Annotated in this window: 16 protein-coding genes; 8 read left to right on the top strand and 8 right to left on the bottom strand. The window is 69.9% G+C overall.

Features of this window, described 5'->3' with window-relative positions:
* The coding region (locus tag ASD25_RS11195) for a DEAD/DEAH box helicase family protein (protein ID WP_156389282.1) at positions 1-710 on the bottom strand (710 nt) is incomplete at its 3' end.
* Between the two features lie 242 nt (positions 711-952).
* Between ASD25_RS11195 and ASD25_RS11200 the strand changes: the two genes are divergently transcribed.
* The gene (locus ASD25_RS11200) at positions 953-4,204 is read left to right on the top strand and encodes a TonB-dependent receptor domain-containing protein (protein ID WP_156389283.1); all 3,252 of its coding nucleotides are present in this window, start codon (positions 953-955) and stop codon (positions 4,202-4,204) included.
* Between the two features lie 69 nt (positions 4,205-4,273).
* Here the strand turns inward: ASD25_RS11200 and ASD25_RS11205 are convergent, their stop codons facing one another.
* Entirely contained in the window at positions 4,274-4,471 is a 198-nt protein-coding gene (locus ASD25_RS11205) for a hypothetical protein (RefSeq protein WP_055830873.1), read from the bottom strand.
* A gap of 152 nt (positions 4,472-4,623) precedes the next feature.
* Between ASD25_RS11205 and ASD25_RS11210 the strand changes: the two genes are divergently transcribed.
* The 3 genes from ASD25_RS11210 (at position 4,624) to ASD25_RS11220 (ending at position 6,777) form a co-directional block, all read left to right on the top strand.
* Positions 4,624-5,403, top strand: a complete 780-nt coding sequence (locus ASD25_RS11210) for a hypothetical protein (RefSeq protein ID WP_055830876.1) — start codon at positions 4,624-4,626, stop codon at positions 5,401-5,403.
* A 70-nt stretch (positions 5,404-5,473) separates the two neighbouring features.
* Positions 5,474-6,262, top strand: a complete 789-nt coding sequence (locus ASD25_RS11215) for an isocitrate lyase/phosphoenolpyruvate mutase family protein (RefSeq protein ID WP_055830878.1) — start codon at positions 5,474-5,476, stop codon at positions 6,260-6,262.
* Entirely contained in the window at positions 6,259-6,777 is a 519-nt protein-coding gene (locus ASD25_RS11220; RefSeq protein WP_055830880.1) for a methylated-DNA--[protein]-cysteine S-methyltransferase, read from the top strand. Before ASD25_RS11215 ends, ASD25_RS11220 begins: the two co-directional genes overlap by 4 nt.
* A 20-nt stretch (positions 6,778-6,797) precedes the next feature.
* On the opposite strand, the gene ASD25_RS11225 is transcribed toward ASD25_RS11220, so the two are convergent.
* Positions 6,798-7,664, bottom strand: coding sequence for a hypothetical protein (locus ASD25_RS11225; RefSeq protein ID WP_055830882.1), 867 nt, complete (start codon positions 7,662-7,664; stop codon positions 6,798-6,800).
* A gap of 112 nt (positions 7,665-7,776) precedes the next feature.
* Here ASD25_RS11225 and ASD25_RS11230 point away from each other — a divergent pair, with 112 nt between their 5' ends.
* Positions 7,777-8,601: a sulfite exporter TauE/SafE family protein gene (locus ASD25_RS11230; RefSeq protein ID WP_055830884.1), complete on the top strand. Its 825-nt coding sequence runs from the start codon at positions 7,777-7,779 to the stop codon at positions 8,599-8,601.
* On the opposite strand, the gene ASD25_RS11235 is transcribed toward ASD25_RS11230, so the two are convergent.
* Positions 8,598-9,113, bottom strand: a complete 516-nt coding sequence (locus ASD25_RS11235) for a TIGR02281 family clan AA aspartic protease (RefSeq protein ID WP_055830886.1) — start codon at positions 9,111-9,113, stop codon at positions 8,598-8,600. The genes ASD25_RS11230 and ASD25_RS11235 overlap by 4 nt on opposite strands.
* A gap of 104 nt (positions 9,114-9,217) precedes the next feature.
* Positions 9,218-9,448 (bottom strand): DUF1289 domain-containing protein, encoded by a 231-nt coding sequence (locus tag ASD25_RS11240; protein WP_055830888.1) that lies wholly within the window; start codon positions 9,446-9,448, stop codon positions 9,218-9,220.
* Between the two features lie 154 nt (positions 9,449-9,602).
* Between ASD25_RS11240 and ASD25_RS31225 the strand changes: the two genes are divergently transcribed.
* From ASD25_RS31225 to ASD25_RS11255, 3 genes are all read left to right on the top strand, one after another.
* Positions 9,603-9,758 (top strand): hypothetical protein, encoded by a 156-nt coding sequence (locus ASD25_RS31225; RefSeq protein WP_200943601.1) that lies wholly within the window; start codon positions 9,603-9,605, stop codon positions 9,756-9,758.
* Between the two features lie 127 nt (positions 9,759-9,885).
* Positions 9,886-10,218, top strand: coding sequence for a hypothetical protein (locus tag ASD25_RS11250; RefSeq protein ID WP_055830894.1), 333 nt, complete (start codon positions 9,886-9,888; stop codon positions 10,216-10,218).
* Between the two features lie 37 nt (positions 10,219-10,255).
* The gene (locus ASD25_RS11255) at positions 10,256-11,053 is read left to right on the top strand and encodes a crotonase/enoyl-CoA hydratase family protein (protein WP_055830895.1); all 798 of its coding nucleotides are present in this window, start codon (positions 10,256-10,258) and stop codon (positions 11,051-11,053) included.
* Between the two features lie 9 nt (positions 11,054-11,062).
* Here ASD25_RS11255 and ASD25_RS11260 read toward each other — a convergent pair whose 3' ends face one another.
* From ASD25_RS11260 to ASD25_RS11270, 3 genes are read right to left on the bottom strand one after another with little or no spacing between them, the layout of a single operon-like run.
* Positions 11,063-12,082, bottom strand: a complete 1,020-nt coding sequence (locus ASD25_RS11260; RefSeq protein WP_055830899.1) for an HlyD family secretion protein — start codon at positions 12,080-12,082, stop codon at positions 11,063-11,065.
* Positions 12,083-12,102: 20 nt separating this feature from the next.
* Complete coding sequence (locus ASD25_RS11265) at positions 12,103-12,855, bottom strand: ABC transporter ATP-binding protein (RefSeq protein WP_055830902.1); 753 nt, start codon at positions 12,853-12,855, stop codon at positions 12,103-12,105.
* Positions 12,852-14,024 carry an ABC transporter permease gene (locus ASD25_RS11270; RefSeq protein WP_055830904.1) on the bottom strand — a complete coding sequence of 391 codons (1,173 nt, stop codon included), beginning with the start codon at positions 14,022-14,024 and terminating at the stop codon, positions 12,852-12,854. The genes ASD25_RS11265 and ASD25_RS11270 overlap by 4 nt, the downstream gene beginning before the upstream one ends.
* Positions 14,025-14,111: the final 87 nt, after the last annotated feature.

Genomic DNA, 14,111 nt, shown 5'->3' on the forward strand with positions numbered 1-14,111 from the left:
GCGGTATAGGTCTCGACCGAGCCGATGCCGTAGATGCAGCTGACCGAGGCGACRACGATGACGTCGTCCCGCTCCAGGATCGCCCGCGTCGCCGAGTGRCGCATGCGGTCGATCTGCTCGTTTATGGASSWGTCCTTCTCGATGTAGGTGTCGGACTTCGGGACGTAGGCCTCGGGCTGGTAGTAGTCGTAGTAGCTGACGAAATACTCGACGGCGTTGTCGGGGAAGAAGCTCCTGAACTCGGAATAGAGCTGGGCGGCGAGGGTCTTGTTGGGGGCCAGGATCAGGGCCGGGCGCTGGGTCTGTTCGATGACCTTGGCCATGGTGAAGGTCTTGCCCGAACCGGTGACGCCGAGCAGGACCTGGTCGCGCTCGCCCGTGTTCGCCGTGGCGACAAGCTCGGCGATGGCGGCGGGCTGGTCGCCGGCGGGGGTGTATTTCGTCTCCAGCCGGAAGGGGATGTGCTTGCGGCCCGCCGGGCGGTCGGGGCGGTGCGGGGTCCAGTCGGAGGGCTTGCCGGGGGCCTCCTCCGGCGTCAGGCGCGGGCCGGACACGGGGGCGAACATCGGCATGCGATTGGTCGCCGTCGCCGGGTCGAAGATGAAGGGGGCGCGGGCCTCGGACAGGCCGGCGGACATCTCGGCCGACTGGCCCGGAACGTGGACGGGCTTGCCGGACTTGCCGTGGGACGCGGAGGGGGAACGGGCCATGAACGGAAGGTAGGGCGCGCGGCCGCCCGCGGCTAGGGGTCGGAGGGCGCGCCGCCCCGGGCGGAGGCACGGACGCCGCGCCCGCCCGGCCCGACTGTGGTGGGCGCAACACGCCTGTGTCGAAGCCGTGGCGGGTTTGTGTCTATTCGGTTGCAAAACCGGCGGGGCCCCCTCCTAACTGCAACGCTGACGTCTTGTTCTCATCATTCGGGGTCCTCCACATGCGCACCAGGCCGTTCCTGATGACTTCCTCCCTGCTGGCCGGCCTTTCGGCCGTGACGCTCGCGGCCGCCATCCCGGCGGCGGCCAGCGCCCAGACCGCCCCGGCCCAGGATCCCGAGGCCTCCGATCTGGGCGAGGTGGTCGTCACCGGCTCGCGCATCCGCCGCGACCCGACCAATTCGCCGACGCCGCTGATCCAGATCGGGCAGGAGGAGCTGCAGCAGTCGGGCGAGGTCAACGTCATCGACTTCCTCGCCGACATCCCGGCCCTGTCGACCTCGGTGGTGCCGGAAGACACCACGGGCGCGAACCTGAACGACGGCGGCCTGTCGCTGCTGAGCCTGCGCGCCCTGGGCGCGGTGCGGACGCTGACCCTGGTCGACGGACGCCGCCATGTGGGATCGAGCCCCGGCACGCTGTCGGTCGACGTCGACACCATTCCGCGCCTGCTGGTCAACAACGTCGAGGTGGTGACGGGCGGCAACGCGGCCGTCTACGGCGCCGACGCCGTGACCGGCGTGGTCAATTTCGTGCTCAAGAAGGATTTCGAGGGCCTGGAGATCGACGCCTCGGTCGCCGAGATCAACGACGACCATCAGCTGAGCCAGCGCCTGTCGGWGCTGTGGGGCCAGAACCTGCTGGACGACCGGCTGAACGTCTATGTCTCGGGCGAATACCAGCGCAATGACGAGGTGCTGGACACCGACATCGACTGGAAGCGGGAATCGTGGGGCCTGCTGGCCAACGACTCCGACCCGGCCTCCGCGCCCAGCGACGGCGTGCCGGACCTGATCCTGGTCCGCGATCTGCGCACCTATATCCGCGGCACCAATTTCGGCGGCGTGACCATCCTGTCGACCGGCGTGCGGCCGAGCCCCGCCGCCGACCCCGATGTGCCGTTCCAGAGCTGCTCCGCGACCACCTTCTCGGCCAACTGCTTCTCGCTGGCGCCGTCCAACCGCCTGGACAACGGCTTCCTTTACGACAACACCGGCGCGTCCCAGCCGGTCACCTTCGGCTCGATCCGGCAAGGCGCCGGCTTCACCCGCAACTCGAGCAACGGCGGGCAGGGCATGGTGCAGAACACCGAACAGGCCCAGGGCAGCCGCCTGCCGGAATCCACCAACTACCGCTTCCAGACCGGCTTCAACTTCGATGTGACGGACAGGATCGAGGTCTTCGGCGAGGCCAAATACGTCGAGGAAGAAACCTTCGACGCGGGCCAGCGGGTCTTCCACGACTTCAACATCCGCCAGTTCGCCCCCGGCACCGTCGGCGCCATCACCGCGACCTCGGCGTTCGAGATCGGCCTGGACAACGCCTATCTGCCGACCAATGTCCGCACCGCCATCCAGACCAACCGCCGCGACATCTATAATTCGGCGGGGGTGGTGACGAGCAACGTCGCGGACCCGCGCGCCCAGCACAAACTGTACGGGCCGCCGCGGACCCAGACCAACAACCGCGACCTGCAGCGCTACGTTCTCGGACTGCGCGGCGACGCGGGCGATCTGGGCTTCTATCGGAATGTGACCTGGGAAGCCGGCTACACCTACGGCGAGATGAACAACGCCAACACCGAGCTGGGCGTCGACGTCGTTCGCTACCAGGCGGCCGCCGACGCGGTGGTCGACACCGCGGGCATCGTCAACGGCCGGCCGGGCGAGATCGTCTGCCGCGTGAAGCTGTTGACGGCCCAGGGCGTGGCCGTGCCGAACGCCGTCGTGGGCGGCGTGACCTATTCCCGGCAGGGCGCGGTGATCAACGACTGTTCGCCGGTGCGCGTGTTCGGGCCGGACGGTTTCACCCAGCAAGGCCTGGACTATCTGCAGGCGGCGATCACCGTCACCGACCAGAACAAGCAACACGACTTCCTGGCCTTCACCACCGGCGACCTGTGGGACTTCTGGGGCGCCGGCCCGATCGGCGTCGCCCTGGGCTATGAGTACCGCGAGGAGATCACCAGCGGCGTGGGACGCGATTCCGACACCGCCGGCCGCCTGCTGTTCCTGAACACCGGACCGGACTTCGCCGAGGCCAGCTACGACACCAACGACTATTTCGCCGAGCTGAGGCTGCCGCTCTTCACCGACACCTTCCTGGGCTCTTCCGAGATCAGCGGCGCCTATCGCGTGTCCGACTATTCGCACGTCGGCAAGCAGGACACCTACAGCGCCCAGTTCCAGTGGCGGCCAACGGACCAGTTCCTGTTCCGGGCGACGACGGCGACGGCGATCCGCGTGCCCAACCTGTCGGAGACCAACGAGCCCTACGGCCAGACCTTCGCCAACGGCTTCTCCGACCCCTGCAGCGCGACGGTGATCAACAACCTGGCCGACCGGACGATCGCCAACAACCGCATCGCCAACTGCGCCGCCCTGGCCACGGCCGCAGGCCTGACCTTCACCTTCAGCGATCCGTCAGCGCCGAACGCCTATCTGCCCAACTACGGCAGCGGCTCGGTGCCGGGTCTGGCCGGAGGCAACCCCTTCCTGCAGCCGGAGACGTCGGAGAGCTTCACCATCGGCGGGGTCTGGACGCCCGACTATCTGCTCCCGAACCTGTCGATCGTGCTGGACTACTATGACATCGAGATCAGCGATGCGATCGCCTCGGTGTCCGCGCAGTCGGCCGCCAACCAGTGCGTCAGCGGCAACCAGGTGAACACCGGCGCCTGCGCCACCATCACCCGCAACCCGGGCACCTTCCTGGTCAGCAGCTTCATCCAGGGATCGCTGAACTACGCCGCCCTGACCGCCAAGGGCGTGGACTTCACCGCGCGCTATGGCTTCGACCTGCCGGAGTGGGCCGGTCACAACTGGGGCCGGTTCAGCCATTCGATCCGTGGCAACTGGCTGATCGAACAGCATGATTTCGTCAACATCGTCGATCCGACGGACTCCAGCGACTTCGAGGACACCGTCGGCATGCCGCGCGTGCGCTTCCTGTCCACGGTGACCTGGGAGCCGACGGACACCCTCGCCTTCACCTGGGACTGGGACTGGCAGGTCAGCCAGGAGATCGAGGACGTCGACAATATCGGCTACGGCAATTTCGACCGTTACGAGACGCTGGAATACCTGGAGACGGGCGACTTCTCCCAGCACGACTTCTCGGTGCGCTGGAACATGCGGGAGGACACCACCGTCCGGGCCGGGGTGGTCAACGCCTTCGACGCGGAGCCGGCCCGCTGGCTGGGCAACACCAGCGCGGACAATTTCGACCTGTTCGGACGGCGCTTCTTCCTGAGCCTGAACTACCGGCCCTTCTAGGGCCGGGGCCGGATGCCCGGGGGCGGCGGCGAGCCGCTCCCGGCGATCGGATCTCCCGCGCCTTCCGCCTCACGCGTTGCGCAGCAGAACCCCGGCGGTGAGGACGGCGAAGGCGATGGCCAGGGTGTTGAACACATGGTCGCTGACCACAGGGATGGCGACGCCGCCGTACTGCACCAGCATGGCCAGGACGGCCAGCACCACGGCGATGGCGAACAGGGGCACGGACGGGGCCGTGAGGGGAAGGCCGGCGCGACGATTGACCATGGGGCGGTGTCCTGACGCCCGACGCGGCGGGAGGCCGGCCGGAGCTTCACCGTAACGCCGCGCCGGTGCGCCTGTTCCGGCCGCGGACCGGTGGTTGCCGCAGGGACAATCGTCGGCGAAGCTGGCTTCTCAACGGGGGCTACGGGATGCGAATGGCGACGAGGACGGCGGCGCTGGCGCTGGCGCTGCTGCAGGGGGCTGCGGCGGGCCGAGCGGGGGCGCAGGCTCCGACGCCGGAGGCGCAGTCGCAGCGGCCGCCGCAGGCGCAATGCGAGGCGGTGCGCGACGTCGACTTCCGCACGCTCGAGCGCGAGCGGGCCCGGCTGCCGACCGCCGCGGGGTCGCCGGTCGCTGACATGCTGGACGTGGTGAGAATCCCGGCCTGGGCGGCGCGGCGGCCGCCGGAGGACGCGTCGGTGGTGATCCGCGCGCGGATGCCCCCGGGCGGGGGCTACAGTTCGGACCACCGCTCGGTCGTGTGGCGCGAGGCGGACGGGTCCTGGTGGTTCTGGCGGCACAGCGTCAACGAGGGGCCGCCGGCCCCGCCTCCGCCACTGCCGCAGGGGCTGAGCCGCCAGGAGATCGACGCCTGGTACGCAAACTGGAACGACAGCCGCACGGCCGATGAGCGATACTGGCCGCCCCACGAGGGCCGGTTGTCGGCGCAGAAGACGGCGCAGATGGAGGCGGCATGGAGCGATCCCTGCCGCGCCTGGGATCCGGACTGGTGGCCGCACGACCTGCCGCTGAACCGGCGCATCGACGGCTCGCGCCGGCGGCTGTGCCCGCAGGACAGTTCGGCCATCATCGCCGACATGGCGGAGGCCGGGCGACCGCGCCGCAGCGTCGGAGGCGCGTGCATCAACGGCACGCCGACCTACCGGATGATCCAGAACGCCGCCTACGCCGCCGCCGACCCCGCCCCCCGGTGAGCGCGTCCGAAAACCGCCGGACAATCCCGCGGCATCGGCGTGAGGTCGGCGGCCCTGACGGAGACACGCCATGACCGCCTTTCACGACCTGCACCGTTCCGGCCTGCTGATCCTGCCCAACGCCTGGGACGGGGGTTCTGCGGCCCTGATGCGGGCCAAGGGGGCGAAGGCGATCGCCACGACCAGCGCGGGCGTGGCCTGGGCCCTGGGCTGGCCGGACGGGGACGCCCTGCCGGTCGATCGGGTGGTTCAGGTCTGCGCGGACGTCGTACGGGCGGCGCAGGGCCTGCCGGTGTCGATCGACTTCGAGGGCGGCTATTCCGACGATCCGGCCATGGTCGCGGCGGAGGCCCGGCGGCTGGTCGAGGCCGGAGCGGCGGGGATCAATATCGAGGACGGCGGCGGCGCGCCGGAGCTGCTGGCGGCCAAGATCGCCGCGATCCGGGCGGCGGTCGGGCGCGACCTGTTCATCAACGCCCGCTGCGACGTGTGGCTGAGGGGCGTGGGCGAGCCCGGGACGCGTGTGGCCGAGGCGGCGCGGCGCGGGGCGATCTATGCGGCGGCGGGCGCGGACGGCCTGTTCACGCCGGGGCTGACGGACGCGGCCGACATCGCGGCGATGGTCAGGGCGACGCCCCTGCCGCTGAACCTGCTGGCCTATCCGGGCCTGCCCGACGCCAGGACGCTGGAAGGTCTGGGGGTGCGGCGGTTGAGCGCCGGCTCGGGCATCGTCGGCGCGACCTGGGGCCGGGCGGCCGCCCTGACAGAGGCCTTCCTGGCCGACGGCCGGTCCGAGCCGCTGGGCGAAGGCGCCCTGGGCTGGGCCGAGGTCAACGCCCTGATGCCGGCGGTGGAATGAGCGCGCCGGATCGCCTGATCCTGTCGTGGATCGACAGCCCCATCGGGCCGCTGGCCCTCGCCTGCGACGGGGCGGGCGTCGTGCGCGGCGTGTCGTTCGGCGACGGGCTGATCAAGGCGATGCGGCGGGAATATCCGGCGGCGACCCTGTCGGAGGGCGAGGCGCCGTCGGCGGTGGCGCGGGAACTGGCGGCCTATTTCGACGGGGACCGCGAGGCCCTGAACCGCGTGCCCTGGTCGCTGGACGGCGCGGCGTCCGACGGCTTTCAGCCGCGCGTGTGGAAGGCCCTGGCCGAGGTCCCGGCGGGCGTGACCATCAGCTATGGCGAGATGGCCAGACGGGCCGGCGAGCCCGGGGCGGCCCAGGCCGCGGGGGTGGCGCTGAACCGCAATCCGATCCCGCTGATCCTCGCCTGCCATCGGGTGGTCGGCGCGGACGGCTCTCTGACCGGGTTCGGCGGGGGGCTGGAGCGCAAGGGGTGGCTGCTGCGGCACGAGGGGGCGCTGCTGATCTGAGCGACGCCCCCTTCCGCGGTTTAGCGGCGGGCCAGATCGACGCGGGTTTCCAGCTCGGTCCAGCGACGCATCAGGTCGCGCAGCTCCAGCCGCAGGCTGGCGGCCTCGGTCCGGCTGATCGAACCGTTGCGCTCGCCGGCGGCGATGCGAGCCTCGATCTGCGCGCCGCGCGGATCGGAGCCCCAGTTGTCGCCCGAGTTGTAACCGTCGTCATAGCCGTCGCCCACGCGGCGGTTCAGATCGGCCCAGCGGGCTTCCAGATCCTGACGCTCGCGGGCGTCGATGCCGTTGCGCTCATAGCTGGTCTCGAGCCGGACGAGGGCGTCGAAGTCGGTCGACAGGCGGGTGGCCTGCGCGCGGGTCAGGGTGCGGTTGCGAACGCCGGCGTTGACGCGGGCGTCGAACGCGGCGCGGCTCTCGGCCAGCGGGCGCCAGCCGTCATAGTCGTCGTCATAACCGCTCTGGCCGCCGGCCTGGTAGCGCGTGGCGAAGGCGCGATAGCGTTCGCTCAGGTCGGCGCGTTCCTGGCTCGTGACCCGGCCGTCGGCGGTGTAGCGGGCCTCCAGGGCGACCAGATCGCCGTATTCGGCGCTCAGGCTGCTGGCGGCCGAGGACGAAATGGCGCCCGAGCGCACGTCGGCGTCCAGCCGGCTTTCGAACTGGGCGCGCTGGGTGTTGAGCGGACGGCGTCCGCGCGACCATTCGCTGTCCAGGGTGGTCGAGACGCCGAGCCGGTCGCCGAACAGGGCGCCGAGGATGGCGCCGATCGGATCGGACTGGGTCTGCTGCCCGTACGGCGTCTGGCTGTAGGGGGTCTGGGCGGAGGCCGCGCCTGCCGCCAGGGTGAGGGCGGCGACGGAGGCCGCGAGAAGCTTGATGGAGGTCATGGGGGGTGTCTTTCCGGGTGGGTGCGTCCCTGTGCGGAAAGAACGGTGTGCGGCGGCGAAGGTTGCGCGGCGGCGCGGTCCCCTTCGTCGCGAGTCAGACTAGACAGGACCCATGACCGCCCTCCCCCTTGCCGAACTGCTTGTGCTGCTCGCCGCCCTGGTCGCGGCGGGACTGGCGGGCGGGATCGTGGCCGGGCTGTTCGGCGTGGGCGGAGGCACGGTGATCGTGCCGGCGGTGTTCTACGCCTTCGAGGTGCTGGGCGTGGGCGGCGAGGGCAATCTGCACACGGCGATCGGGACCTCGCTGCTGACCATCGTGGCGACCAGCTGGCGGTCGCTGAAGGCGCATCGGTCGCACGGGGCGGTGGACGAGGGAGTATTGAGGACCTGGACGCCCTGGGTCGCGGTCGGGGCGCTGATCGGGGCGGCGGTGGCGGGCGTGACCTCGATGGAGGGACTGGCCATCGTCTATGGCGTCTGCCTGGCCCTGATCGCGGCGCAGCTGGGGCTGATGCCCGAGCGGTTCACGCTGAGGTCGGACCTTCCGACCGGCTGGGGGCGGCGCGGGCTGGGAAGCCTGATCGGCGGACTGTCGGCGATGATGGGGATCGGCGGCGGCAGTTTCGGGGGGATGCTGATGACCCTGTGTGGACGGCCCATCCATCAGGCGGTCGCGACCGCATCGGGTTTCGGGGTGGCGATCGGAGCGGCGGCGACCCTGGGCTTCGTGGTGGCTGGCTGGCAGGCCGAGGGCCGGCCGCCCTGGTCGATGGGCTATGTCAACGTGCCCGGGGCGATCGTGATGGCGGTGCTGACCACGGCGGTGGCGCCGTGGGGGGCGCGGCTGGCGCATTCGCTGAACAAACGGGTCCTGCGCAAGGCGTTCGCGGTCTATCTGCTGGCCACGGCGCTGTCGGTGGTGGCGAAGGCGTTCTAGGGCCGCAGGGTCAGGCTGGCGGGCGTGGCGGTGAAGGCCGAGAGGCGGCCCAGATAGCTCATGCCCAGCAGGGAATGCGGCAGACCGCGCTCGACCACCAGGGCCTGGACGCGTTCGATGCGGGCGCCGGCGACGGCGACGGCCTGAAGCTCCACCGGCGCGGCGCGGACCGGGCCCGAGGCGGTGATCAGTGTTCCGGAGAAGTCCTCCGGGGTGAGCTTCAGGCCCAGACGGGCGGCGTCGTTGCGGGTCAGGGCGACCACGCTGGCGCCGGTGTCGACCATGACGCGGACAGCGTGGCCCTCGATCAGGGCGTCAGCCCAGTAGTGGCCGTCGAGACCCTTCAGCACACGCGCCGGCGTCCCCTCGGCGGGCGCGAAGGCGCGGACGGCGGGGACGGTCGCGGCCTGGGCCTGACCCCGCAGACCGGCGTGATCCATCCACCAGACGGTGGTGAGCGCCGAACCAACGGCGGCGGCCATGATGCCGAGAGAGGAAAGGTCGAAACGCATGCGTTACTCGTCCTGAGGCGCCGCTTCTGCGACGGCCCGGTATCGCACGCGCCCGTTTGGATGCGGTGAAGGGGGATGGTTTGCACGGCCTTAACGCGGTCGGCTCAGGCGGGGCCCAGCAGGGCCGGATCGATCCGGGTCCGCCGCGCCGGCAAGCCCGCCATGACCGCGGCGCGCTGATCCTCGGTCAAACCGCTCCAGCCGCCGATCTCCGACAGGGTGCGGAAACAGCCGAGGCAGAGGCCGGACGCGCCGTCGACGACGCACAGCTTGATGCACGGCGTGACGACGGCGCGCGGCGGGGTCTGTGGATTTTCGGCGACAGTCGATGACATGAATACGAAATATGGTCCGGTGTCGGAGTAAAAACTATTGCATTTTTCGCCGGTCGGAATTAGCTTGACCATGACGCGAAACGACTATGACGGTGAGATTCCCGAAAAGCACGACGTGTCTCTTTTCATCGTTCCATCGAAAGGAGACGCCAGGATGAACGACAGAGACCGCAATCTCCAGCACGCCATGATGTCCTTCGCCCTCTGGGGCGGGATGCTGGTCAATACGAAGAACAACAACGGGGCAGGCGACCGCGTGGTCAGCCATCCGTCGAACTTCGTGCCGATCAAGATCGAGAAGCGCCGCTAGGGCGAGTTCGATCGACTGAAAAAGCCCCGGTCCGAAAGGCCCGGGGCTTTTTCAATTCTTCTGTCGCGCGAGTGATACGCGCGCCGGAATGAAATCCGTGCCAGTCTTCTGTCGGAGGGGCGCGCATATGCTGAAGCTTGAGGCGACGCTGGTCGCGACCACGGCCGTCCGGCCGTCGCGAGACGGCTGGTCGCCGGATCGCGGGGTCGACTTCGTCGTCTGGACGCCGATGCAGCAGACGATCGCCGCCACGTCCGCCGCGCCGGCGCCGATCGTGACGCCGGAGCGGGCGAGTTTCCTCGAAGCCGACGACATTCTGCCCCCTGGAATGGCGGTCGTCCGGCGCTATGTCAGCCTCGCCGCCCAGGCGGCCGAAGCCGAAGCCGCGGCCAGGGAGAACGCCGACCTTCCCCTGACCCGGGCCTGGTCGTCGGTGGCGCGCAAGGTCCCCCGCTGCTGACGTTGCGGCGGGGCCGCGGTTGCGGCACAGCGGAGCCATGACCCTGATCCGTCGAGAACGCCGCGCGCACATCGAAATCTGGACGCTGGACCGGCCCGACCGGCTGAACGCCCTGCCCGACCTCGAGGACGGCGAAGCCTTCGCCGCCGCCTGCGAGGCGGTGAACGCGGACCCGGCGGTGCGCTGCGTGGTGCTGACCGGGGCCGGGCGCGCGTTTTCGGCGGGGGGCGACCTGAAGGCGATGAAGGACCGGCGAGACCTGTTCGCCGGCTCAGGCGCGGATATCCGCGAACGCTACCGCCGCGTGGTGCACCGGATCGTGCGGTCGCTGTACGGGCTTGAGGTTCCGCTGGTCGCGGCGATCAACGGTCCGGCCATGGGGCTGGGCTGCGACATCGCGGGGCTGGCCGACATCCGCATCGCCTCGGAGACGGCGACCTTCGGCGTGCCCTTCCTGAAGCTGGGCATATTGCCGGGCGACGGCGGGGCCTGGCTGATGCCGCGCAACATCGGCTATGCGCGCGCCGCCGAGATGCTGTTCACCGCCCGGGTGCTGGACGCGCGGACGGCGATGGAATGGGGGCTGGTCAGCCGGGTGGTCGCGCCGTACCGGCTGATGGACGAGGCCATGGCGACCGCCGGGGAGATCGCCGCCCGCGCCCCCCAGGCCCTGCGCATGACCAAGGCCCTGCTGCGCCAGGGCCGCGACGCGACTTTCGACCAGATCCTGGAGATGACGGCGTCGATGCAGGCGCTGGCGCACCTCGGCGACGATCACCTGGAAGGGGTCACGGCGGCGCTGGAGAAGCGGCCGGCGGATTTCACCGGCCGCTAGCTCAAGGGATCAGCCCGCCGCCGCGGGGGCGCGCATGGCGCGGGCGGCGGGGACGCCGGCGGCGACGGCGCGCGGGGCGCCGGCGGTCTGCCCGGGCTTCATGAATTTGACCAGCACGCGCTGGCCGATCAGCAGGGGCGCGTCTCCGGCGGTGACCACCACCTCGACCACCCGCTCGTCCGAGCGTTGCGAGGGGTCGTCCGAGGCCAGCTTGCGGGCGCCGAAGACGGCGGCGCGGCGCAGGACGGCGCCGACATAGACCTTGGACGGATCGCCCTCGGGGGTGATCTCGACAGCCTGGCCGGGGGTGATGTTGGGGATGTCGCTCTCGACGATCTCGGCGCGGGCGATGCGGGGCGCATCAGGCTCAAGGTCGAACATGTTGGATACGTTCAGGGTCGAGGCGCCGGCGCCGGGGTTGGCGTAGCGGCGCACGATGCGGCCCGACTGGGGCGCACGGATCACCGTCAGCTCGACATTGTAGGCGGCCTGGTCGCGGCGGGCGCGGGCGGTCTGGACCGCCGCCTGCTGCGAGCCGAGCCGGGCCTGGGCCTGGGCGATGGCGTCGCGCGCCGCATCCATGCGCGAGGCGGCGACGAAGTTGGAGTCGACCAGCCGGGCGAGGCGGTCGTGCTCGCGCTGGGCGGTGCGGATGTCGACCTGGATCAGACGCAGCTGGCTCTCGGCCTGGGCCACGTCGGCGTTGGCGCTCTGCAGGGCCAGGCGCGGCTCTTCGTCTTCCTGACGGGCGAGGATCTGGCCGGCGACGACGCGGTCGCCTTCCTGCACCAGCACTTCACGGACGACGCCGCCGCGGCGGGCCGCGATCTGGATGATGCCGCCCTCGACATCGACCTTGCCGTTGGCGATGGCCGCATAGGGGCTTTCGACCTTCTTCTGGGCGTTGGCCTTCTCTTCCTCGGCCTTCTTCGCCCTGCTCGCGCCCTGCATGACGTTGAAGCCGACAACGAGCACGACGATCAGCACCAGACCGATCCAGAGCCATTTGTTCTTGAGGAAGGCGGGCATGTCGATGGTCCTTGGGGTCGTCAGTGCGAGGCCAGGGTGGCGTCGGGATTGGGGATGCGGCGTTGGTCGTCGATGATGACGCCGTCTTCGATCTTGATGACGCGGTCGGCCCATTCCTCGAGGCGCGGGTCGTGGGTCACGCAGATCACGGCGGCGCCGTGTTCGGTGGCGGCGCGGCGCAGCAGGCGGATGACCACCTGGCCGTTCTCGCCGTCCAGCGCCGATGTCGGTTCATCGGCGAACAGGATCTGGGGGTTCTTGGCCAGGCAGCGGGCGATGGCGACGCGCTGCTTCTCGCCGCCGGACAGGGCCGAAGGCCTCTGGTGCAGGCGCGGGCCAAGGCCGACCTCCTCCAGCGTCGCGGTCGCCTGGCGTTTGGCGTCGCCCTTGGACAGGCCCTGGAATTTCAGCACCACCTCGACCTGCTGCAGGGCCGTCAGGGCGGGGAACAGGTTGAAGCCCTGGAAGATGAAGCCGCAGTTGTCGAGGCGGAAGCGGTCGATCCGCCCGGCGGAGAGTTTCCACAGGTCGTCGATGTCGAGCGTGTCGACGCGACCGGCCTCGGGCCGAAGCAGGCCGGACAGGGCGGCGATCAGGGTCGACTTGCCCGAGCCCGACGGGCCCATGACCATGGTCAGGTCCCCGTGGCGGGCGTCGAAATCCACGCCCTTCAGCACCTCGACGAAGCCCTTGCCGGACTTGAAGCGCTTGACCAGGCCCCGGGCCTCGATGGCGAAGTCGCCGTGCTTGCCGTGCGTTCGGGTCTTGCTCATCGCAGCAGGTCCGCCGGCTGGCTGTTCTTGAGGATGCCGAGGGACAGCAGGCCCGACAGCATGGCGATGACGACGAGCCCGCCGCCGACGACGACCAGCAGGATGGGCGGCAGGGCGATGATGACGGCATTGGCCGCCGCCAGCATCTGCACCAGCAGGGTCAGGCCGATGGCGGCGCCGACGCCGACGAGGCCGACCCAGAAGCTGAGCTCCATGACGATCCGGTTCAGCGATCCCATGCCGACGCCCAGGGCCCGCAGCGAGGCGAACTCCTTGATGTTGGCCATGATGGCGCCGCGCAGGGTCTGCCAGGTGATGGCCACGCCGATGATGGTGCCCAGCACCACGCAGCCGCCGATGATGATCACGAGGATGCCTTCCTCGAACATGGCCGAGGCGTTGGCGTCGGCCAGTTCCTGACGGGTCCAGGCCTTCCACTGACCGTCGCCCTGTTCGTTCAGCTCGACCGCCACGCGCTCGGCCTGGGCCGGATCGCGCAGCTTGATCATCAGGGGGCCGACGCGGGGTCCGGTGTCGGCCTGGCCCAGCATGCGCAGGGTGTCGCGCGACATGACGATGGTGGCCTGCATCATGTTGGGATAGCCGCGGGTGATGCCGACCACGGTCACGGTCTGGCCGTTGTACAGGGCCTTGTCGCCCAGCTTGACGCCCAGCTTGGCCACGGCCGTCTCGTCGATGGCGACGGTGTAGGGCTGGCGCAGGGCGTCGACCAGTTCCTGCGAATAGTCGGTGGGAATGGTGACCGCGCCGGGCGTGGTGTCGATGATGCTGGCCTGGACGAATTCCTGCCGCGGGGCGCCCATCTTGGCGCGCTCGGCCTGGGACATGGTCGGGTCGACGTTCTTGACCGACTGGAACGAGCCCCCCGCGCCGTCCAGCGGCTGGACCTCGATCACCGCCGGGTTGCGATAGGCGAGGGGAATGAAGCGGCGCGGCACGCCCGAGGGTCCGCCCATCAGGCTCTTGGCCCCGGGCTGCATGATGATGATGTCGGCGCTGGAACGCTCGATGGTCGCGGTGAAGCCCTTGCCGATGCCGATGAAGACGCCGGTCATGGCCAGCACCAGCAGGCCCGACAGGGCCAGCGCCATCACGGCGGCCATATAGCGCCGCCACTCATACAGCAGCGTGGAAAGTGCGAGCGACATTGGTAAGGACAGACCCCCGAGGCGTTACCGCTATGTGACGACGGTGTTCGCTGGAACCAAGTTAAATCGGGGTAAGGCCACCGGCGT

The organism is Brevundimonas sp. Root1423 (assembly GCF_001426805.1).

Bases quoted from the DNA above. Each gene is read 5' to 3' on its own strand.
- ASD25_RS11205 (WP_055830873.1), bottom strand. From the start codon at position 4,471: ATGGTCAATCGTCGCGCCGGCCTTCCCCTCACGGCCCCGTCCGTGCCC.
- ASD25_RS11210 (WP_055830876.1), top strand. From the start codon at position 4,624: ATGGCGACGAGGACGGCGGCGCTGGCGCTGGCGCTGCTGCAGGGGGCT.
- ASD25_RS11215 (WP_055830878.1), top strand. From the start codon at position 5,474: ATGACCGCCTTTCACGACCTGCACCGTTCCGGCCTGCTGATCCTGCCC.
- ASD25_RS11220 (WP_055830880.1), top strand. From the start codon at position 6,259: ATGAGCGCGCCGGATCGCCTGATCCTGTCGTGGATCGACAGCCCCATC.
- ASD25_RS11225 (WP_055830882.1), bottom strand. From the start codon at position 7,664: ATGACCTCCATCAAGCTTCTCGCGGCCTCCGTCGCCGCCCTCACCCTG.
- ASD25_RS11230 (WP_055830884.1), top strand. From the start codon at position 7,777: ATGACCGCCCTCCCCCTTGCCGAACTGCTTGTGCTGCTCGCCGCCCTG.
- ASD25_RS11235 (WP_055830886.1), bottom strand. From the start codon at position 9,113: ATGCGTTTCGACCTTTCCTCTCTCGGCATCATGGCCGCCGCCGTTGGT.
- ASD25_RS11240 (WP_055830888.1), bottom strand. From the start codon at position 9,448: ATGTCATCGACTGTCGCCGAAAATCCACAGACCCCGCCGCGCGCCGTC.
- ASD25_RS31225 (WP_200943601.1), top strand. From the start codon at position 9,603: ATGAACGACAGAGACCGCAATCTCCAGCACGCCATGATGTCCTTCGCC.
- ASD25_RS11250 (WP_055830894.1), top strand. From the start codon at position 9,886: ATGCTGAAGCTTGAGGCGACGCTGGTCGCGACCACGGCCGTCCGGCCG.
- ASD25_RS11255 (WP_055830895.1), top strand. From the start codon at position 10,256: ATGACCCTGATCCGTCGAGAACGCCGCGCGCACATCGAAATCTGGACG.
- ASD25_RS11260 (WP_055830899.1), bottom strand. From the start codon at position 12,082: ATGCCCGCCTTCCTCAAGAACAAATGGCTCTGGATCGGTCTGGTGCTG.
- ASD25_RS11265 (WP_055830902.1), bottom strand. From the start codon at position 12,855: ATGAGCAAGACCCGAACGCACGGCAAGCACGGCGACTTCGCCATCGAG.
- ASD25_RS11270 (WP_055830904.1), bottom strand. From the start codon at position 14,024: ATGTCGCTCGCACTTTCCACGCTGCTGTATGAGTGGCGGCGCTATATG.